Source organism: Muricauda sp. MAR_2010_75 (genome assembly GCF_000745185.1).
Lineage (GTDB): Bacteria > Bacteroidota > Bacteroidia > Flavobacteriales > Flavobacteriaceae > Flagellimonas.
Genome location: NZ_JQNJ01000001.1, coordinates 2,248,048 through 2,269,318 on the forward strand (window position 1 = coordinate 2,248,048; position 21,271 = coordinate 2,269,318).

Consider the following 21,271-nt stretch of genomic DNA (forward strand, 5'->3'; position numbering starts at 1 on the left):
AAGTCAGTTTTGTTGTTTTAAAAGTATTTATCGCTTAAATATTATATGTCTAAACAATTTTCTCTTTCTTTATAAAAAACACTGGTACACCAAGCTCTGGAATTTATAGGTCCTAATCCTTGAAAATCAATTCTTTTGAAATTATTTGCTAGAAGGTATTTATACCCTTCATCATATTCATGTCTGTCCGAGTTGTCCCATATAATTACTCCTCCCTTTTTCAAAGCCAAAAGTGAGTTCTTACAACATTGAACTCTCTCTCTACCATCAAGGACCACTATATCAAATTCATTTGTGTAGTTGGTTATTTCTTCAACATATTTGTTTGATTCTAGCTCTCTAAATTTATAATCTATTAATGGGTTTTTGGATAGGCTGGAGAACATGAAGTTATACCAATTTTTGTCGTGCTCAATTGAAATGACCTTACATCCAAATCTAGAAAACCAAATTGTGGAATTTCCACTTCCATATTCAAAAATCTTAAAGTTATCTTCAATTCTTTTTTCCAGAAAATGAATGAAACTATATGTAAACCAAGGAAGAGCTTCACCGTTCCTGTCAATGGGTTTTCTGGACTTGACACTATTGTTCCAACCATAAACAGATAAATGGTTTTTTTGTAAGAGATAATAGGCTAATATTAAGCGTCCAATTGAGGTGCAATTAAAAGTTTTATGAACGAACTTTTGAAATGAATTCAAATTTTTGAAAATTACTTTTGTTATTGCAAATCTAAGCCTTAAAAACAAAAAAGCATAGCTGATAAGAACATTTGAAACAAGCTTGTTAATTCAAAGCTTTTGGCGAAAGATTGAAATTTTGATGGCATTTGGCCAGAAGTTTCTGTGATTACACCAAAGAAAAAACTATCCTAAAATGCTTCACCCATAATAGAGGGCGATTTACAACAATTTCCAATGTTCAGATTTTAGTGCCATGGTTGCTTTTAGAATATCTTTTTGGGATATTTGACCTACAAGTTTTCCATTTTGCACAATAGGAAAACGACGTCTTTTAACTTCAAGGAATTTTTTGGCCGCATCAAAAATGTTCATGTTCCCATCAATGGTTTCCACATTTTTAATCATACGAAGCCCAACCTTGCTGCGTTCCATGGGCATATTGTAGTAACGACTATCGCTAATGTGCTTGATACAGTCCCCTTCTGAAATAATCCCTATAAGTTCGTTGTCTTCGTTAACAACAGGACCTCCCGAAATCTTATGTTTTATCAATGCTTCGATGACCTCTTCAATAGATTGCTCTGGACGAAAGGTGATCAAGTTTCTAGTCATATAATCACTTACCCTGAGTGATATTTCCTTTGGAGTTTCCTTAAATCTTTTTCCGGTGTAACTCTTAATAGCCATGACGATTTATTTTATGCACCCTATTAAATATACTGAAATTCAGAGACTTAAACTATTTAAACAGTGTGAATTAACATTGAAAATTTTGACCAAGTTGTTGCTTCACCATGGTCGAAGTTGTTGTCAATTCATTTGGACAAAAAAAAGGCACTGATTTTTAATCAGTGCCTTTTTCGTTTGTTTTGGCTAAATGCCTGAATAATTTAGAGTTTTAAGGATGCTCCAAAGCCCAACATGGAAGTGGTCATTTCATAAGAAACCTCACTACTGGGAATAGCTCCATAAGGTGGGGAGTTTTGAATGAACATTGGATTCAAAACAGGGCCTGAAGTGGCATCTCCACTTGAGCCGTAATGGTAAAGTATATCCAATTGGAATCTATCACTTACCTGGTAGCTTAACCCCACTTGAAAAGCATTTTTGATGATGGCGGTTGCCGGGATGTTGAAGAAGGCAACATCGCTGTTTATGGGATTGGAGCTATAGGTATATCCAACACGGATAGGGAACTTGTTAATTCCCTTGTATTGGATTCCTGTGGAAATAATAGTGATGTTTTCCCATCCAAATCCAGCCACTGAAGCGGTTTCGGTCCAACCAACGGAAGAGAAGCCATCCGTATTTTCATAATCTACCATTCTATAATCCAAGGCAAAATCAATGGTACCCAAAGAGTAACCCACCCCAAAGGAAAGAATGGCCGGATAGTCCATGTTGAAGTTATTGGAGCTTTGCGAACCATCCAAATAGGTGTTGTCCAGTTCAAAATCACCAAAATATTGGGTTGTTTTATAGGAGACCCCTGCCTTAAAGCCCACTTTGGAGCTGTAGAATAACCCTATTTGCCCCCCAAATCCAAAAGCAGATGCTTTGTTGGTAGAAGGATACCCAGCTTGGTTGGGATTGGCTGTTGGGTTGGGCATTAATTCCAAAGCGGCATAGTTAAATGTAGGTTGCAGACCAAATGAAAATTGATCGGTAATTTCATAGGCCCATGCCAATCCAATTTGGAAGAGCATATAATCTGATTCTATCCTTCCAAATCCGCCATTGGCCTGAGGCATGTTTATGGGATTGGTCATACTTTCAGGGAAGGTTACCCCAAATCCACTGATTCCAAATGCAGATGCCCCAAAAGTATGCTTGCTGTCCGGTTTGCTCCATACAGCCGCCAATGCAGGCATTGGAGAAACGCCTCGGTCATCTTCAGTAGTTCCGCTATAAAAATTGCCTGTTGGTTGACCTTGTCCATCAAATTCTGGAACGGTTGAGCTTAATTCCGGTGAGGAAAAGAACAATCCAATATCCAATTTAATGATGTCCTCGTCAAAGGCGGAAATAGTGGCAGGGTTCCAATGCAGTGCGCCAGAAATATCCAATGGCTGGGCCGTGGCAGCACCACCCATGGACATGTTTACAGAGCCTACACCTTGCATAATATGGCCGGCTTGTGAAAATGTGGCTGTGCTGATGAAAAGAGCGCAAAAGGTAAAAATAAAATTTTTCATTAGTTGAGATTTTACACTAGAAATGGCTGATTCATAGCTATTTGGTCAGTCAAATACAGTGGTGTTATTTCAAGTGTAAACCTAGGGGTAAAGTAGTCTAAAATGAATGATAAATGTCATGGTATGAAGATGTTATAGGTCTAAGTGCCTTAACTCATCCAATTGATTGTAAACAAAAGCATACCTTATTTGTTTATGGACTTTCTTTTGATTTAAAACCCTTACGGTTTAGGTTAAGGGAAAGGTTTAACGTGAATTTAACGAGGGTCAATATCCTAAAGCGTTGACTTGACGTAAAACTTTAACAATTTTTCTTACTTTTGACTGTAAACCAGTGAATACATGTCAAAGTTTGGCGAACTCATAGATTTAAAAGTCCCTGTGTTGTTGGATTTTTATGCAGAGTGGAACGAACAATCCACTTCCATGCACCCTGTTTTGCGCGATGTAGCGGCAGCTCTTGGCGATAAAGGAAAAGTCATAAAAATAGATGTGGACAAGAACAAAGAGCTTTCACAAGCGCTCCGCATTAAGGGATTACCCACATTAATGATTTATAAAAAAGGTGAAATGGTTTGGCGGCAGAGTGGCGAACAGGACGCCAACACGCTGATCGGCATTTTGAACGAATATATATAAGCGAGGTTTTTACCTCGCTTTTTTTAGGGTTCTATCTGCGCCCCGTCCTGTACTGCTTCAATGGTATCCAATGGAATGGAATCTTCCAAGTCTGGATTGGGTTCTAGGATGGGTTCTTCCAAAACCTCTTCTTCTTCGCCCACAAATTGGGAGAATTTATCAATGTATTCGTTAAAGATAATGGTCTCGGACTCCGCCAAATCTTGATCCTGATTTTCAATTAGGATATCAATATTCCTGCGATAGGCCTGCATGTCCGCCAAAATATCATCTATCTTTTCATATTGTTCATCCAATGGGGCATTGGCGTAATATTCCAAATGCTCTTGGTACACCTTTTTGAGTTTTTCAAAAAGGGCACGGGCCTTTTCCGTTTCGCCCACTTTGTAATAGCCATCCACAAAAGGTTCCACAAAGGCATAGAATCCATAGTAATCCACTGGCATGTTGGTCATGGCAATATCGATGATGTCCTTGGCCTTGTCAATTTTATTTTCGCTGATGAGTTGTTCCATCAAACGGGCCAAATTACTTCGGAACGATAATCCTTGTGAACGGGTTTGGGGGTCATGGTAGATGTCCTCGCTTCCAGAATTGCCCCAATCCCAGTTTTTGACAACATCATACATTAAATCACTGTCAATACGGCCCATTTCAAAGGAGTTTCGGTTTTCGGTCTTAATGGGAACCAATTTATAGGCCAGACCATCCAATTGAAGGTAATCTTTCATCCAAATGTATTCGGCGCTGTCAAAACTTCCTCCGGAAAAATAAATGGGACGCTTCCAATCGTTATTGGCAATAAGGTCCAGCATTAAAATCCTGTTTTTGGGCAAGACGCTGGGAAGGTCAATATCGATATAATCCACGATTAAGGCAGAATCCTTTTCTTTGACCAATCCGCTTTCCAAAACGTTCTTTTTATTGACGGGAATACGGATTTTATTGGTGGGATAATAAATGATGTCCAAAGTGCTTTGGGGATACTCGCTGATATCGGCCCCTTGACTTTCCAAAACATGCCCAAACTTGGTCTGGGGCTTATCGCTGCCCACCCAATTCATAAAATCTTGAATGCTCCATCGGTTGTCCGTAATGCCTCGATAATAAATGGCATCACGAGTACCGAATCGGTATTTGTCGTGTGTGAGTTGAGAGGGGATTGGATCACTCTCATAGGCCTTCCGTTTCATTTGATCAATGTACCAATCCGTTGCAAAAAGGCTGGTGTTCACGATTCTGACATCTGTTCTGTACTGCTCAATTTCCTGAACATACCATAATGGGAAGGTGTCGTTATCGCCAATGGTGAACAAAATGGCACCTGCATCTTCTTGGCAAGAGTCCAAATAAGCCTTAGCTGTTGCTGGTGCCGTATACCGACCAGATCGGTCATGATCGTCCCAGTTTTGGAAGCCCATCAACAAGGGCACGGCCAAAAGACAAATGGTTGCAATTGCCGGGGCGGCAATCTTGGGGGCAATTAGCTTTTTGAATTCATCAAAGAGGCCATACACCCCAATACCGATCCAAATACAGAAAATGTAGAAGGATCCCACAAGGGAATAATCCCGTTCCCTAGGCTGGAAGATGTAGGGGTTGGTGTAAAATTGGATTGCAAGACCTGTAAACATAAAAAAGACGAACAGCACCCAAAATTGCTTTGGGTTCTTTGAAATCTGGAACACAATGCCAATAATCCCCAAGAGCAAGGGTAAAAAGAAATAGGTGTTTCGACCTTTGTTGTTCTCCCAGTCACTCGGAAGGTTTTTCTGGCTGCCCAATCTAAGACTGTCCATAAAACCTATACCACTGAGCCAATGGCCGTTTTCGTCATATCTGCCTTGCACATCATTTTGCCGGCCCACAAAATTCCACATAAAGTACCGCATGTACATATACCCAAATTGAAATTCGAAAAGGTATTTTATGTTTTGCCATACTGTTGGGGGTTCCACTTCAATGTACTCCCCAAATTCACGTAAAAACCGAATGTATTGTTCAGTGTCCAGCTCCCCTTGGGAATACGCGGTCTTAAATTGGCCAACGGCATCCCTTAACTCATTGTTGGAAATGTATTCTGATTTTATTCGGAAATCCAGAGGACCAAAATAGCGCATGTAATTTTCGGCATGCTGATCGCTCCACATTCGGGGCAGCAAGCCCACGTGCTTTTCGTTCGGGCCTTGCAATGCATCTTTGTAGTTATTTACAATGACATATTTCCCCAACTTCAGGTCCTTTTCATATTTAGGGCTTTCATCGATATCCTCTCCGGCAGGGGCAAAGGTGTCGGAATAGTAAGCCCCATAGAAAGGGCTTTCCACACCGGGATATTGTTCTCGATTGTAATAGGCCAAAAGTGCCCGGGCATCGGCAGGGTTGTTTTCATTGACCACCGTTTTGGCATTGGCGCGTATGGGCAGCATCAACCAAGATGAAAAACCGAGGAAAACAAACATCATACAAAGCACAATGGTATTGGCCGAATAATAATTGTGTTTTCGGGTGTATCGCAATCCAAAGTAAAAAGCTGCAATAAAAAGTAGTGCCATTATAATGGTCCCTGAATTGAAGGGCAATCCAATTTCATTGATAAAAAAGACCTCGCTCCAACCAAAAAGTTCTAAAACATAGGTGAGTGAGAACTTGTAGACCAATATGAGAAAGGCCACTACAACGATATTGGCCAAAAGGAAATTCTTTACAGAAGTGTTTTTATATTTTTTGAAGTAGTACAACAACCCTATAGATGGAATGGCCAAGAAGCCCATAAATTGGATTCCAAAAGTAAGTCCTACCAAAAAGCAAATAAGCAAAAGCCACCGATGCCCTCTGGGGTCGTCCAGATTATCGGTCCATTTTAAGCCCAACCAAAGTAAGAGTGCCATGATAAGGCTGGCCATGGCGTACACCTCAGTCTCCACGGCATTGAACCAAAAACTGTCTGAAAAGGTAAAGGCCAAGGCACCGACCAGACCGCTTCCCAAAATGGCAATAGCCTTGCTATTGGTGATGGATTTGTCCTTGGCAATCATTTTTTGAACCAAGTTGGTAATGGTCCAAAAAGTGAACAGAACAGCAAAAGCACTGGAAACCACGGATACGGCGTTGACCATGAGTGCTATTTTTGAGGGGTCCCCAAAGGCGAACATGGCAAAAAAGGCACCTATCATCTGCAAAAGTGGTGCGCCTGGTGGGTGACCTACCTGTAGTTTTGCTGAGGTTGAAATGTATTCCCCGGCATCCCAAAAACTTCCGGTGGGTTCAACGGTTAGGGCGTAAACAATAAAGGCTATGGCAAAGGATAGCCAGCCGAGGATGGTATCCCATTTTTTGAAGTCTTTTGCAAACATAGAGATGGTTGTTAACCAAGGTTGGGGCGAATTTAGTAAATATCAGAGAGAAGGTTAGCCCTTTTTGAAAAAGCTTTAACAGTAAACGATCAAAAATTAGCGTGTAATCTTGCTAAAATATTTGTCGAAACCAAAGTTTGTTATAAATTTGCACGCTCAATTGTGGTACTGGCCTATGGTGTAATTGGTAACACAGCTGATTTTGGTTCAGTCGTTCAAGGTTCGAGTCCTTGTAGGCCAACAGGAAACTTCATAACCCCGTAATTTACGGGGTTTTTTTATACCATAAACTGGTGAAAATGATAGCCGTTTTGTATTGTGGATGTGCCAACAACGGGTTAATTAATTTTTGATATGTAGGAATCAAAAAGCTACAGCGACTTTCATCAAATTTTAGAGATTATAAAAAGCACCCCTCTTCGGATTACCTTATACGCCAGAAAGCATAATACGGTTAAAACCAACCCTATCAGTATGGGCAATATCCCACCAAAAGTGTACATCATCCCATACACAAATCCCAGAAGACATTCGGGTAGATAGACGGGTCGGAAAAAAGCAATGAGGACAGGTAAAAGTATCAGGTATTGAAGAATGTTCTCAAGTCCCAATTCCCAAAACACTGATACCAAAACCCCAAATATCAATGCACCCAAAAACCTGTTCAAGATACCTTTGGTGTCATTTTTGGAATTTGAACCTATAATATCGATGTTGCTTTGTCTTTTTTGAACAAGCGTAATAACTACCCATGTTAACAAAGGAATGGTCACAAGGCCCCACCAATTGGAAATGCCCGGTAAATTGTCATCGGCCAGTAGATGATGGGTAACAACACCACCGTTAATATACTCCCCAATTATCATGGCAAGGGTCAAGGCCAAAGCCCCCAAAGATATAGGGATTTTATGATCAAGTATTGTTGGCGATTTCATTTGCCTATTTCTATTTCATTTCTAAGTGTCGGGTGGTAAGATACTTAATTCAAATCAAACATAGTTTGCTCACTTGCCCCAGAGATTATTTTAACCGTATTAACAACACCATAAATGATAAAAATCTGTATCCGTCAATTCAAATTGGCCTTTGGTCAAATGGCGCGTCTTCAGGAAGAGCTGTTTCAATAATATGCAGCATCAAAAATTAAAAACAATACACTATGAACATTAACTGGGACAATCTGAACGACACCGCGGATAACGAAACTTGGGAAAAGGAAATGTTTTCCATTTTTTCCAATGCGAACATTTTTGAAAAACAAGAGGATGTTGCATTGCTTTCTGAACTTACGGAAAAGGTACTTTTAAAGGAGGAGGCCGCACAGCGCCCCGGATTTGGTAGGGTTATAAAAGGCTTGATGGATCTAACACCAAGTTTTCCAACTTGTTGTGAAGAAGTATTGGGGGATGATCTTGAATCTACACTGGAAGATCTTGATGACGAAGAGGAACCGCTTGAGGTTTTTGGGTCACTTTGGTATGAAAGTACAATTAATGATCATATCTATGAATTGCATTGGTTTACGATGGACTTTTGTGCCAAGGCATTGACAAACGATGCGGCTTTTCAGCGGGAGGATTTTTCAGAGGTGCTGACCTATGTTTTGGAAGAAACCGCAAAGAGGGTGGGCCCTGTAGATTTGACTCACTTCGAGTATTTTGAGAAGCTTTTTGCGCACCCTTTGATGTTAGAAAGAAAGGATTATTCAACACTTTATGGACATGTGATAGACTGTGGTGTTACGGATATAAAATTCATGGATCTGTAATCTGGAAATCTTGACACCAAATTCAGATGACCAAGCATGGGAAGAAAAGGTCAATAGAGCCATTGATCGTTTTGATATATGGCAAAAATACGTTGGTGGGTTTTTCTTCTCACATATGGAAAAAGCTCTTTTGAATGAAGATGCGGCCAAAAGAGCTGGTTTTGGCAGGATTTTAAAAAGATTGGTGGACCTCACCGTAAGTTTTCCAGAAGCCTGTGAAGTATTATTGGGTGAACGACATGAACTTTATAGTGACTTCTACTATGCACGTAAACCGTTAATGGAAGCTGTTTTTTTAAAAAAAATAAAACCGTTTGGACCTATTAAACTTATTTTCAAAGTGTTATCCAATAAAACAGTAATGAATAGACCCGACTTTCCTGAGTTGCTCATTTATGTTTTTGGAGCACTTAAAACAAAACTAGGGAATCTAGAGACCCTAGAGAATCAAAAAAAGGAAGGGGAAGGTTTCTTTTACAATACCGCATTAGAACTTTTGCAAAGCGATGCTTTTAAAAGTAGAAAAGATAGCCAGGAACTGATCAATGCTGTAAAGGAATTGCACCCAAAGTTGGAAATTTAATCCCCTTGTTTTGTTAAGATAGCCTTGAAATACGGTTTGGATGACCAATTCAACTGCGAATTGCCTTATTGAACGGAAAAAATTATGCTCCAAGTCACAGTTAGGTATATACTTTTTTTGGCCTTCTTGGTTTTGGGTCTGAAAGGTAATTTTAGGAGTATTTCTTGAGTTGCCTTTCAATCCAATCGTTGAATTCCTTATCCTTAAAATTGGTTATCTCGTTTCCTTTTCGGGGTACTTTTACCTGAAATTCCTGTTCCACCCACTCTCTGAATTTAGGATTAATTCCTTCGTTTTTGGCATTGCCAACTTCCAAATTCCATTCCTCAGCGGTTTTGTTCATGTCGGCAAATCCAATTTCATCATACCCAATGGCCAATAGCCTTAAGAAATCAACAAAATTATCAGCGAGAATATAGATGGCGTCTCCTTCGGAGCCTAAATGCACTATTTTCTGACTTCCATCATCTGTTAACCAAAAGGCATAAATATCACCGGAAGCTCCAGCTCCAAACAAGCCAAATCTATCGGATACATCATTAAAGCCGAGCCAATATCGCATGGTTTCCCCGTCATCGGCCCTTAATTCAAAGCATCCGCTAATGGGATACCCATGTTGTTCGGTCCATTCGCATAGTTTTTTCAATTCAATGGGCAGGGTAATTGTATTCGGGATTCCTTTTTTTATGTTTTCAAAGGTGTTCATTGGTATTACGCAATGGTTGTTCTGTCGTTATTGGTATTGGGTTGTGAAATTACAAGAAAATCCAAATCGTTTTCAGTTTCATTTGCAATGTAGTGTTCTGTTTTAGGGTCGATTAAGATTCCACTGTTTTCTGGAACGGATTTTACTTCATTCAAAATGTAAAACGTGGCCATGCCTTTTAGTATGAAAAAGAATTGCTGTGCTTTTGAGTGGAAATGAAGTTTTTCTTTAGTCCAACTCGGCATTGATTCCATTTTTACAGAAAGATTTTCGTTATCCACAAAAACCCAACTGTGGCAGTTATCTCCCCATTTATAGGTAGGTGAATTGTCTTTGTTGATCATTGAATTTTTTCGGCTGAGTGGTCAAGGAACTTTTATTTATTCTTGAGGTTTTCAATAACTCCGGTATCCACCCAAAAAATATCCACATTTTCATAATCATCATTTTCGTGTTTAACGGGTCCTACAGTTCTATTGAAAAATAGGTACTTCCCATCTGGTGTAACACTGGCACAGGCTTCCCAGGCTTCCGTGTTTATTTGGCCCCCTAAATTAATGGGTTCGCCCCAAGAACCGTCTTGTTCACGGAAGCTGATATAAATGTCGGAATCGCCAAATCCATCTTCTCTTTCACTATCAAATATAAGATAAGACTCATCCGGAGCGATAAAAGGGTGGAAGCTTTTCCCATTATTGATGGTTTTGGTAAGGCGTTTTGGTTCTTCGTGTTTTCCATCCACCAATTGTGAATACCAAATATCACCTGTAAAATCCGGTTTAAACTCATCAAAAAAATATGTCCCTTTGTCCGACACGGAAAGACGCATCGTTGGTAAGGTATCAAAGGGGGAGGAAAGGGTTTCCATTTTGGACCAGTCACCAGTTTCAGTGCGCTTTCTGTACCGACTGCTTAAATACATGGTCTTGCCATCTGAAGAGAAAAAGGGCTGCCCCCTACGAGGAGCTACCACAGTTTCATGCCATTGGCCATCCTTGTTTTTAAAAGCCACCATTTCCTGTTTTTCCCTGTCTGCATCAAGTCGAATGAAATAAAATTCTTTTAAATCGGGTGTAAAAACACCACTGACCTCCCAATCTTCCGAGGTCACCATTCCGGGAGCAAAGGGTTCTGGTGTTGTTCCAGGTGGGGTTTGACCCAAATAAAGGCTTGGTTCCGTAGAGGGATTATGGCCATTTGCTTTCTGGTTTTTGGTACGGCAAGCACTTACGAGCACCAATACGGTAAATGCAAGGAAAACCGAGTGATTTTTTTGAATGTGAGGTGTTTTAAAGGTTTGTGGCATGATGTTTCTAATAGAGTTTTGCGTAATACAAGTTGTTTTAAAGATGTAAAACAGCAGATTTTCAAGTGCTATTTTCAAATCCACAGTGAACACAAATTTATGACATTCCTATTGGTTCAAGGATGACTCCCGCAATTTTACGTACACCTTGTTAGTGGCACACGTTTTTATTTTCCATAGCAAAGCATATTTTATTTGGAATGTTCGTTCTGTTATGTATACATTTGTAGCGGAATAATCGTTCCAATATAAACAATTTAAAACAACAACAAATGAGTACATTAAATGGTAAAGTAGCCGTAATAACCGGAGGAAACAGTGGTATCGGTTACGCAACGGCCAAAAAACTAAAAGAGGAAGGCGCAACTGTAATCATCACTGGACGCTCAACCGATAAAGTTGATTCGGCAGCTGCAGAATTAGGTGTCAAGGGAATTGTAGCGGATGTTTTGGATCTTTCTGCTATAGACGCGGCCGTGGGTCTGGTTAAAGATGAATTTGGGAAAATCGATATTTTGTTTGTAAATGCAGGTGTTTTTATTCCCATGCCCGTAGGGCAAAATTCAGAGGATGGGTTTGACACCTTGTTGGACATTAATTTTAAAGGAGCTGTTTTTACCATCGAGAAATTTCTTCCTATTCTTAATGATGGCGGCAGTATTATAAACCTGTCATCAATAAATGCGTACACAGGAATGCCCAACACTGCGGTTTATGGGGCTACAAAAGCGGCCTTAAATTCGTATACCCGAGCGGCTGCCACGGAATTGGCCCCACGAAAAATCAGGGTAAATGCGCTTAACCCAGGACCCATTGCCACGCCTATTTTCAGTAAAACAGGAATGACAGAAGAGCAATTAAAAGGAATGGGAGAAATGATGCAAAATCGGATTCCTTTAAAAAGGTACGGACAACCGGAGGAAATTGCAGAGGTGGCCGCTTTCCTTGCTTCTGACAAAGCTTCTTTTATTACGGGAGCCGAATATAATGTGGATGGAGGACTGAACATCAATCCAATATTTGCAGCGTAATTTTTGTTGCCATATTTGGAATGAATGTTCCAATGGGATATTTTTGTGGAAGCGTATACATACGCTTCCACATTTTGTAGTATGCCGAGAGTAAAATTATTTGATGAACAAGAAGTCTTGACCAAAGCAATGAATCTGTTTTGGAAGCAAGGGTATTCGGCAACTTCCATACAGGAATTGGTAGCCCATTTGGGAATAAACAGGGCAAGCCTGTACGATACTTTTGGAGATAAGGAGCAACTTTTTAAAAAAGCCTTTGCGCTTTACCGTAAACAAAATATTGATAGAATTAGTCAGCTTTTTCAAGACCAACCCAATGTTAAAGAGGGGTTTTCCAAACTTTTTACTAAAGCTATTGACGAAGCTATGCTTGATACCGACAGAAAAGGGTGTTTTGCAGTAAACAATACTACAGAACTGGTTCCCAATAATGAAAGTTGTCTGGAAATCCTGTCAAGCAATAGGCGTGATTTTGAAAATCTATTTTATGAATACCTTAAAAAGGGACAGATGAAAGGCCAAATAAGTGAAGGTAAAGACCTAAGGGCATTGGCCTCTTTCTTATTAATACTATATAATGGTATTCAGGTTGTTTCCAAAATCAACACAGACAAAAAGGAACTAACAGATTCTGTGGATGTGGCCCTGTCTTTGATTGCCTAATGTTGTGTTGGTTAACGTGCTTATATAGGTATAAAATACAGCTAAATAACGTCCAAAACGTAATGGTGCTGACGTAATGGGTTGTTTGTTTAGGTCAGTTTTTGTTCACCCGGTACGTAACTCTTCGGTTGGTGATCACAGTGCCAATGGTCGTGATCAATGTCGCTTCATTGGAGGTTAAATCCCCACAGGTAGATCCTGAATTGGATACCTGCACTCGATAGATGTAACCATTTTTATTCATATCTGGGCCAATTACCGTAAGGGTGTCTGTTTGGGTTCCGGAATACTCGGCTCCATCAGCTATGGGCGCAAAAGAGCTGCCTCCATTGGTGCTTACTTCCCATTGGTAGGTATCGGCTCCATTGGTGGTCACCGAAAAGGTTCCATTGTTGCCCACAATTACATTTTGATTGCTGGGTTGGGCTGATATGGTAAAAGGTGTTACGGTTATAAACTGGTACACATCCAACGAATTCCCAGAGGCATCAGTAATCCGATACGTCCTAGTAATGGTTTCAGGATTGGTGCCCCCATCACTTACATCGCTGATAAAAGTGACTGTAGGACTGGGGTCGCAATTGTCCGCCTCATCGGTAATACTGGAAACATCAGCAGCAGGAATATCGGCAGAGCAATATACGGTTACCGATGAAGGTGCTGTGCCCGTTGGGTCTGTTGGGTCAACCGTAATGGTTGTGGTGGCCGCTAGGTCTGGATAGGAGGGGTCTCCCGGCATCCCGCCATATTCCACCAAATATCCTTTAGGTTGGTAATCTCCACTGGCCGCTCCCGTATTTGAAAGGTCGTTCCATGATCCGGGCAAACCTACACCCGGTGCGGTAATGTGGGCATAATCTTCATTCCCACTATTGTTGGGCTCTCCGCCATTCCAGAATTCATAGCCAAAGGCTGTTCCGCCAGAGTCACCGCGCCAGAACAAGGTTCCAGCTTCAGGTCCAGTTACCCAGTACCAATCGCCTTCCAAGGCGGCATCACTGGCACCGATCCAACCCGCTCCGGGAGCCTGTGATCCCAATAGATCGGATTCATCCTGAATGGAAATGGTTGCCAAATACCCCTGTAATCCATAAAAGGTTCGCAATGCAGCGGCATCACGTGCATTTGTCCATGTGATGCCCAATGAAGGCACATATTCATAGTAATGCCCCGTAGAGGCAAGGTAGTTGGCCTCGTTCAAAACAATTGAAAATGAACGGGTATCCCCCGAAGTCACTGTAGCCGTGGTTTGGAATTGCACAGCAGCAATAGCAGTTTCAAACTCTGCCAAAGTGGTTGGTCCGGTCAAGGTTAACTTTCCTTCGGAAACATCCCAACTTGAAGAGATATTGGGATGGGTTCCGGTGAGGTTCAAAACATCACCGGAAACATCATAGTTTGATGTAATTTGGATGTAAACAGCATCCAAAGTAGTGTCATCTGGGTCTTCAATGGAAACACTTTCCACTATGGCAATGGCATTGCCGGGGCAAAATGTCTGATCTCCGCTAGCGGTTATTGAGGGTGGTTGATCTGAATTCGTAGTGTCATCCCTAAAATCCAAGTCGCCGCCAGAAGCCACATCACCATCAGAATCGGGTAACATCAGTGTTCCTCCTGTCGTGTTCAGTGGATTGTCAATATCCCCTCCCGGATCATCATAGCCTGTGGTGGTATCTATGGCATTGTCCAGACCGTCCCCGTCACTATCAGTTCCTGAAAGGGTTAAGGCCGCTTCGCTCGTGTCATTGGTTCCATCATTATCACTATCGGTGTCCATAAAATCAGGGGTTCCATCGCCATCGGTATCCACATAAGAAATCCCTCCCGTTTCGTAAGCATTATCCAGGCCGTCATTATCAGAATCACTACCAGAGGGTGCCGTATACCCTAAAGAGGTTTGAGCCTCCACATTGTCGGGGATTCCATCATTGTCACTATCCAGGTCTTGGTAGTTGGGGATTCCATCACTATCGGTATCCACAGTAGTACAATCCACACCGCCGCCATAAGTGGCACCATAGACTCTGGCTCCAGTTTGGTAGGCCTCTATACGGAGGTATTCCAAACCACTACCACTGACTGTAAAAGTTACTTCACGTATGGAGCCCGGAGTGGTATTATCGGCATTGGCAATCCACCCATCATTACCTCCAGCTGCAGATGAGCGTTGTAATTGCATATCGGTGTCCGTTACGGCAGGATCAGCCCCCAAGAAAATGCTTACTGAGGTGCCAACGGGCAATACTTCGGGGAACTGCAGTAAAAGCCGTGAGCTATTACCGGGATAGGTGGTGGGATTGGCCGCATAGGTTGTACCAGGACTTCCTTCCGCGTTACCTTCATTGCTGAAATGTCTTAGGTTTGTTGCTGTTTGTACATAATTACCTCCTAATCCGCCGCATTCATCCGTATCTAAAATACCATCATTGTCGTCATCGACATCAACGCTATCGGCAATGCCATCACCGTCTAAATCGGCCACAGGAGCACTGCAATTGGAATAGAGCACGGAAAAGGGAATGTTTTGTTTGGAGATAGAAGGTCCCTGGTATTGGACCGTTAAGCTTTCGCCTCCGCCATTTTCAAAGAAAAGAACCCTAATATCGTGCAAACCAGAGGTCAGTGTTCTGCTTCCCGACCTTTCTTGTGTACCATGAAGCCCATCATTGTCCACAACTTGGATCCCATCAATATAGAGTTTTGACCCATCATCCGAGGAGGTATAAAAGGTGTATGATCCCGCGGTGTTAATTTGGATATATCCATCATATCGAATGCTGAAACTATCAGTATCTCCCGGATCTTCCTGATTTTGAAGGGCATCCACATCAAAACTGGTGTATGTTCCTGTGTTCAAAGCGCCAGTTGTTGGGATGTTGTCCACAGAGTTTCCAGAAGGAACACTATCATAAAATTCAAAATCCACCTCACCGGAACAAAATGGAAGGGTGCCTTGTACCTCTATATTGTCTATGTAGTAATATTCGTTACTTGCGGTGTTGTAAAAGCGTATTCTGATTTCCAAGGTAGACCCCGTGGATGGAAGGTTTACGGTATATGATGAATTTAGCGGGTCTGATGGACTGGTATCACCTGAAGCATTTTCAAACTCGGTCCATGAAGCAGCACCATCAACACGGTATTCACCAATGAAGTAATCTTGGCCTTGTTCAAATTGGCTAGTGTTAGACATTGTGGCCACATCCAAACTAAAGCTGACACTGGTATATCCATAAATATTGATGGCATTGGTCTGCCAGATACCTTCAGTGCCCAAATTGTTTGCCACGATACGGTTGCTCTGTACCCAAACATCACCAGTTAATGTTGTCGTCCATCCTGTAGCAGAAGGTCCAGAAGCCGTTCCGTTTTCCGTTCCATTGGAGTAGCTGTTAAAGTTTTCGCTCCAAATCGTGGTTTGGGAAAAGGATAAAAAAGTACCTAGCAAAAAGAAGATAAAAAAGAGAATACGCAATGGCGATAAACTTTTTGTTTTTCGTATGCCAAAAGAGGTTGTGCCCATGAAACAGCTTTTTGAATATACAAAACTACCGCCAACAGACGCTCAGGAAAATAATTGTTGTGAAATGGGGAAATAGGGATGTTTAGTTCTTGATTCCCAGTGTTTCCTACAGCATGGATTTGCCAAATACTTTGTTATTTATCTCTCTATAAGGCCACAGAAGAACCCTGTAAGGCAAAAATTCGTTAAAATACTGAGGTAAAACGCGTTTTGTTTAACTCGGCTTGCATAGACTACATATATTATCGTATATTTGCACCACTGAACGGATATAAAAGTATTCATGAGGGGACTTAGGTCCCCTCTTTTATTACTGAATTCTTATGTTTAAGGAGAAAGTGAAGTCGTTGTTGGACAAGGCTTTGGAAGCGCATCCGTCTTTGTTTCTGATTGATCTTACAGTGGGCGGGGATAACAACATCAAGGTGATTTTGGACGGTGATGCAGGCGTCAATCTTCAGGATTGTATGGACATCAGTAGGGCCATTGAGCACAATCTAGACCGCGAGGAAGAAGATTTTTCTTTGGAAGTGACCTCGGCTGGAGCCACATCTCCTTTGCAATTGCCGCGTCAGTACAACAAGAATATTGGAAGAAAATTAAAGGTCAAGACCGGGGGCAAAGAATTGGAAGGCACCTTGATTCAGACCTCGGAAAATAGTATTACCTTGGAGTGGAAGGCCCGCGAGCCCAAACCGGTGGGTAAGGGAAAAGTTACCGTACAGAAGAAGCAGGAAATTGCATTTTCTGACATACAACAAGCAAAAGTGATATTAAAATTTTAATTGTAGATCAAAAATGGAAAACCTAGCGCTGATCGAATCCTTTTCGGAGTTTAAGGACGATAAGTTTATTGACAGGGTGACCCTTATGGCCATTTTGGAGGATGTGTTCCGAAATGCACTCAAGAAAAAATTTGGTTCTGATGATAACTTTGATATCATCATTAACCCAGATAAAGGGGATTTGGAGATTTGGAGAAACCGTGTGGTGGTTGAAGATGGTGAAGTGGAAGAACCCAATGAAGAAATCTCGTTGTCGGAGGCCAGAAAAATTGAGCCCGACTTTGAAGTTGGAGAGGATGTTTCCGAAGAGGTAAAATTGATAGATTTGGGAAGAAGGGCCATTTTGGCGTTGCGCCAAAACCTCATTTCCAAGATTCATGAGCATGACAATACCACCATCTACAAGCAATTTAAAGACTTGGAAGGTGAGATTTACACCGCTGAGGTGCACCATATACGCCACAAGGCCATAATTTTGTTGGATGATGAAGGAAACGAAATAATTCTTCCCAAGGAAAAGCAGATTCCATCTGACTTTTTCAGAAAAGGGGATAATGTTAGGGGGATTATTGAAAGTGTGGAATTGAAAGGAAATAAGCCCACCATCATTATGTCCCGAACCTCACCCATTTTCTTGGAGCAATTGTTCTTCCAAGAAATCCCGGAGGTGTTCGATGGTTTGATTACAATTAAAAAAGCCGTTCGTATCCCTGGTGAGAAAGCCAAAGTGGCCGTGGATTCCTATGATGATCGAATTGATCCCGTAGGGGCATGTGTGGGAATGAAAGGATCCCGTATCCATGGAATTGTACGTGAATTGGGCAATGAAAATATCGATGTCATCAACTGGACCAACAATCCACAATTGATGGTGACACGGGCATTGAGTCCGGCTAGGGTATCATCGGTTAAACTGAACGATGAGAAAAAAACAGCTCAAGTCTACCTAAAGCCAGAGGAAGTTTCCAAAGCTATTGGTAGAGGTGGGCATAACATTCGATTGGCTGGTCAATTGACTGGTTATGAAATAGATGTGTTCCGTGAAGGCGTTGAGGAAGATGTGGAATTGACCGAGTTTTCAGATGAAATAGAAAGCTGGGTGATCGATGAATTCAAGAAAATTGGATTGGATACCGCACGAAGCGTTTTGGAACAAGATGTGAGCGACTTGGTGAAGCGAACCGATTTGGAAGAGGAAACCGTCCAAGATGTCGTTCGCATCCTTAAGGAAGAGTTTGAAGATTAAACTATATATTAGCAGCGAAATTTAGGGCAAGTAAGACAATTTATGGCAGGAAACCCAACAATACGACTTAATAAAGTTCTCAGGGAATTGAACATTTCATTGGATCGGGCAGTGGACTATCTCAACTCGGTAGGGCATGAGGTAGAGGCTCGCCCTACAACAAAGATCACAGATGAGGTGTATCAAGTCCTGTTGGATGAGTTTCAAACGGATAAGAGCAAAAAGGTAGCTTCCAAAGAGGTTGGTGAAGAAAAGCGCAAGGAGAAGGAAGCCATCAGGATCCAGATGGAACAGGAGCAGGAAGAACGCAGGTTAGCACGGGAGAAAAAGAATGCCGAACAACAAGTGATCAAGGCTAAAGCAGAGCTTTCGGGTCCAAAAACTGTGGGCAAAATCGACTTGGACAAAAAACCAGAAGCCCCAAAAGCAGAGGAGCCAAAAGAAGAAGTTGAGGAGCCAAAGGCCAAAGAACCGGAAGTCCCAAAAGCTGAGGCAAAGCCCAAAGAAGTAGCGGAGACCAAAACGCCAAAAGCTGAAGATAAGCCTGAAGAAAAGGAAGAGTCTGTAGAATCCGGTACCATAAAGACGCAGTACAAAAAACTGAGCGGACCCAAGATTACCGGAGATAAAATTGATCTTTCCCAATTCAATAAACCAAAGAAAAAGAAAGAAGAGCAGCAAAAATCTAGTGGTGCTTCTTCCGATAGCAGTTCTGATAGAAAAAAGCGCAGAAAGCGTATTGTAAAAAATGGACCCCAATCTGGCAACGGACGTCCCAGCAGAGGTGGAAGTGTACAGGGAAGAAGGGGCCAGCGAAGTTCAGCTCCCAAGGTAGAGCCTACTGAGGAAGAAGTACAAAAACAAGTGCGGGAAACCTTGGAAAAACTCCAAGGGAAATCCAGTAAGGGAAAAGGGGCCAAGTACAGAAGGGAAAAAAGGGACCAACACCGTCAGCAGACCGAAAAGGATCTGGAACAACAGGAGTTGGAGAGCAAGATCCTAAAGGTTACCGAATTTGTGACCGTAAACGAACTGGCCACCCTAATGGATGTATCCACCACCCAAATTATATCAGCATGTATGTCCTTGGGAATCATGGTTACCATGAACCAACGCTTGGATGCTGAAACACTCTCCATTGTTGCAGATGAATTTGGGTACGAAGTGGAGTTCATTACCACAGAAATAGAGGAGACCATCGAAGAAGAAGAGGATGCTCCGGAAGATTTGAAGCCAAGGGCGCCCATTGTAACGGTAATGGGGCACGTTGACCATGGTAAAACATCTTTGTTGGATTATATCCGCGAAGAAAATGTAATTGCAGGTGAAAGTGGGGGGATAACCCAGCACATTGGAGCCTACGGGGTTACTTTGGAAGATGGACAAAAGATTACCTTTTTGGATACTCCTGGCCACGAGGCGTTTACCGCAATGCGGGCTCGTGGTGCACAAGTAACGGATATAGCCATTGTGGTTATTGCTGCGGATGATGATATTATGCCTCAGACTAAAGAGGCCATAAGTCACGCCCAGGCAGCAGGAGTTCCTATTGTATTCGCCATCAACAAGGTAGATAAACAAACAGCAAATCCTGATAAGATTAAAGAAGGTCTAGCCGGAATGAACCTTTTGGTTGAAGATTGGGGAGGTAAAATCCAGTCCCATGATATTTCGGCCAAAACGGGTCAAGGTGTAAAGGAATTGTTGGAAAAAGTGTTGTTGGAGGCAGAATTGCTGGAATTGCAGGCAAACCCAGACAGATTGGCCGCGGGTACTGTTGTAGAAGCCTTTTTGGATAAGGGACGTGGTTATGTCTCCACGATTTTGGTGCAAAGTGGTACCTTGAATATTGGAGACTACGTATTGGCGGGAACCTGTAGCGGTAAGGTTAAGGCCATGCAGGATGAACGCGGAAAAAGTGTAAAAAGTGCGGGTCCCTCCACACCAATCTCAATATTGGGATTGGATGGTGCGCCTCAGGCAGGAGACCGATTCAATGTGCTTGAAGATGAACGAGAGGCAAAACAAATTGCAGCAAAGCGTTCGCAATTGCAACGAGAGCAATCTGTACGGACACAACGACATATTACCCTGGATGAAATCGGCCGAAGGATTGCCTTGGGCGATTTCCAAGAACTGAACATTATTCTTAAAGGTGATGTGGATGGTTCCGTGGAAGCCTTAACGGATTCCTTCCAAAAATTGTCCACAGATGAAATTCAAGTAAACATCATTCATAAAGGTGTTGGAGCCATTACAGAATCTGATGTGTTGCTGGCCAGTGCTTCAGATGCGATTATCATTGGATTTAATGTTAGGCCTATGGGCAATGCCCGAGCCATTGCGGACAAAGAAGAGATTGATATCAGAATGTACTCCATCATCTATGATGCGATCAATGACCTGAAGGATGCGATGGAAGGAATGCTTTCGCCTGAAATTAAAGAAGAAATCACAGGAACCGCTGAAATCAGGGAGACCTTTAAGATTTCCAAGATTGGAACCATTGCAGGGTGTATGGTCACCAACGGCAAGGTTTTCAGAAACTCGCAGGTAAGGCTTATCCGTGACGGTGTGGTTATCTATACCGGGGAGCTGGCTTCCTTAAAACGATTTAAGGATGATGTGAAGGAAGTATCCAAAGGGTACGATTGTGGACTACAGATCAAAAATTACAATGACATCAGGGAAGGGGATATTGTAGAAGCCTTCCAAGAAGTTGCGGTGAAGAAAAAACTGTAATGATAGCAATGAATTATTGATTGATATAAAAAAATCCCG

Annotated in this window: 17 protein-coding genes and 1 tRNA gene; 9 read left to right on the top strand and 9 right to left on the bottom strand. The window is 41.9% G+C overall.

Annotation, left to right across the window (positions count from 1 at the left end; translation table 11 throughout):
- Positions 1–41: 41 nt before the first annotated feature.
- From FG28_RS10005 to FG28_RS10015, 3 genes are all read right to left on the bottom strand, one after another.
- Positions 42–704, bottom strand: coding sequence for an SAM-dependent methyltransferase (locus FG28_RS10005; protein ID WP_051947265.1), 663 nt, complete (start codon positions 702–704; stop codon positions 42–44).
- Positions 705–905: 201 nt separating this feature from the next.
- Positions 906–1,373: a CBS domain-containing protein gene (locus tag FG28_RS10010; protein WP_036382444.1), complete on the bottom strand. Its 468-nt coding sequence runs from the start codon at positions 1,371–1,373 to the stop codon at positions 906–908.
- A gap of 203 nt (positions 1,374–1,576) precedes the next feature.
- Positions 1,577–2,881, bottom strand: coding sequence for an OmpP1/FadL family transporter (locus FG28_RS10015; RefSeq protein WP_036382446.1), 1,305 nt, complete (start codon positions 2,879–2,881; stop codon positions 1,577–1,579).
- Positions 2,882–3,223: 342 nt separating this feature from the next.
- Between FG28_RS10015 and FG28_RS10020 the strand changes: the two genes are divergently transcribed.
- Positions 3,224–3,520 carry a co-chaperone YbbN gene (locus FG28_RS10020; RefSeq protein WP_036382448.1) on the top strand — a complete coding sequence of 99 codons (297 nt, stop codon included), beginning with the start codon at positions 3,224–3,226 and terminating at the stop codon, positions 3,518–3,520.
- Between the two features lie 23 nt (positions 3,521–3,543).
- Here the strand turns inward: FG28_RS10020 and FG28_RS10025 are convergent, their stop codons facing one another.
- Positions 3,544–6,876: a DUF2723 domain-containing protein gene (locus FG28_RS10025; RefSeq protein WP_036382450.1), complete on the bottom strand. Its 3,333-nt coding sequence runs from the start codon at positions 6,874–6,876 to the stop codon at positions 3,544–3,546.
- Positions 6,877–7,045: 169 nt separating this feature from the next.
- On the opposite strand from FG28_RS10025, the gene FG28_RS10030 reads away from it, so the two are divergent.
- Positions 7,046–7,117 (top strand) — tRNA-Gln (locus FG28_RS10030).
- Between the two features lie 145 nt (positions 7,118–7,262).
- On the opposite strand, the gene FG28_RS10035 is transcribed toward FG28_RS10030, so the two are convergent.
- The gene (locus FG28_RS10035; protein WP_156102258.1) at positions 7,263–7,811 is read right to left on the bottom strand and encodes a hypothetical protein; all 549 of its coding nucleotides are present in this window, start codon (positions 7,809–7,811) and stop codon (positions 7,263–7,265) included.
- 224 nt (positions 7,812–8,035) lie between these two features.
- Here FG28_RS10035 and FG28_RS10040 point away from each other — a divergent pair, with 224 nt between their 5' ends.
- A complete protein-coding gene (locus tag FG28_RS10040) occupies positions 8,036–8,644 on the top strand; it encodes a hypothetical protein (RefSeq protein ID WP_036382453.1) in 609 nt (202 codons plus the stop codon).
- Positions 8,645–8,654: 10 nt separating this feature from the next.
- Complete coding sequence (locus FG28_RS10045; protein WP_036382455.1) at positions 8,655–9,227, top strand: hypothetical protein; 573 nt, start codon at positions 8,655–8,657, stop codon at positions 9,225–9,227.
- 151 nt (positions 9,228–9,378) lie between these two features.
- On the opposite strand, the gene FG28_RS20125 is transcribed toward FG28_RS10045, so the two are convergent.
- The 3 genes from FG28_RS20125 to FG28_RS10060 are packed head-to-tail and all read right to left on the bottom strand — an operon-like array spanning position 9,379 to position 11,239.
- Positions 9,379–9,933 carry an SMI1/KNR4 family protein gene (locus FG28_RS20125; RefSeq protein ID WP_051947266.1) on the bottom strand — a complete coding sequence of 185 codons (555 nt, stop codon included), beginning with the start codon at positions 9,931–9,933 and terminating at the stop codon, positions 9,379–9,381.
- A 5-nt stretch (positions 9,934–9,938) separates the two neighbouring features.
- The gene (locus FG28_RS10055; RefSeq protein ID WP_036382456.1) at positions 9,939–10,277 is read right to left on the bottom strand and encodes a cupin domain-containing protein; all 339 of its coding nucleotides are present in this window, start codon (positions 10,275–10,277) and stop codon (positions 9,939–9,941) included.
- A 32-nt stretch (positions 10,278–10,309) separates the two neighbouring features.
- The gene (locus tag FG28_RS10060; RefSeq protein ID WP_051947593.1) at positions 10,310–11,239 is read right to left on the bottom strand and encodes a PD40 domain-containing protein; all 930 of its coding nucleotides are present in this window, start codon (positions 11,237–11,239) and stop codon (positions 10,310–10,312) included.
- 272 nt (positions 11,240–11,511) lie between these two features.
- Between FG28_RS10060 and FG28_RS10065 the strand changes: the two genes are divergently transcribed.
- Together FG28_RS10065 and FG28_RS10070 are read left to right on the top strand one after the other, a co-directional pair.
- Complete coding sequence (locus FG28_RS10065) at positions 11,512–12,270, top strand: SDR family NAD(P)-dependent oxidoreductase (protein WP_036382457.1); 759 nt, start codon at positions 11,512–11,514, stop codon at positions 12,268–12,270.
- An 81-nt stretch (positions 12,271–12,351) separates the two neighbouring features.
- The gene (locus tag FG28_RS10070) at positions 12,352–12,933 is read left to right on the top strand and encodes a TetR/AcrR family transcriptional regulator (RefSeq protein WP_036386449.1); all 582 of its coding nucleotides are present in this window, start codon (positions 12,352–12,354) and stop codon (positions 12,931–12,933) included.
- Between the two features lie 94 nt (positions 12,934–13,027).
- Here FG28_RS10070 and FG28_RS20130 read toward each other — a convergent pair whose 3' ends face one another.
- Positions 13,028–16,459, bottom strand: coding sequence for a PA14 domain-containing protein (locus FG28_RS20130; RefSeq protein WP_051947267.1), 3,432 nt, complete (start codon positions 16,457–16,459; stop codon positions 13,028–13,030).
- 323 nt (positions 16,460–16,782) lie between these two features.
- Between FG28_RS20130 and rimP the strand changes: the two genes are divergently transcribed.
- The 3 genes from rimP to infB are packed head-to-tail and all read left to right on the top strand — an operon-like array spanning position 16,783 to position 21,232.
- On the top strand, positions 16,783–17,244 hold the full coding sequence (gene rimP, locus FG28_RS10080) for a ribosome assembly cofactor RimP (RefSeq protein WP_036382458.1): 462 nt from the start codon (positions 16,783–16,785) through the stop codon (positions 17,242–17,244).
- Positions 17,245–17,257: 13 nt separating this feature from the next.
- On the top strand, positions 17,258–18,490 hold the full coding sequence (gene nusA, locus FG28_RS10085; protein ID WP_036382460.1) for a transcription termination factor NusA: 1,233 nt from the start codon (positions 17,258–17,260) through the stop codon (positions 18,488–18,490).
- Between the two features lie 42 nt (positions 18,491–18,532).
- Positions 18,533–21,232 carry a translation initiation factor IF-2 gene (infB, locus tag FG28_RS10090; RefSeq protein WP_036382462.1) on the top strand — a complete coding sequence of 900 codons (2,700 nt, stop codon included), beginning with the start codon at positions 18,533–18,535 and terminating at the stop codon, positions 21,230–21,232.
- Positions 21,233–21,271 lie beyond the last annotated feature (39 nt).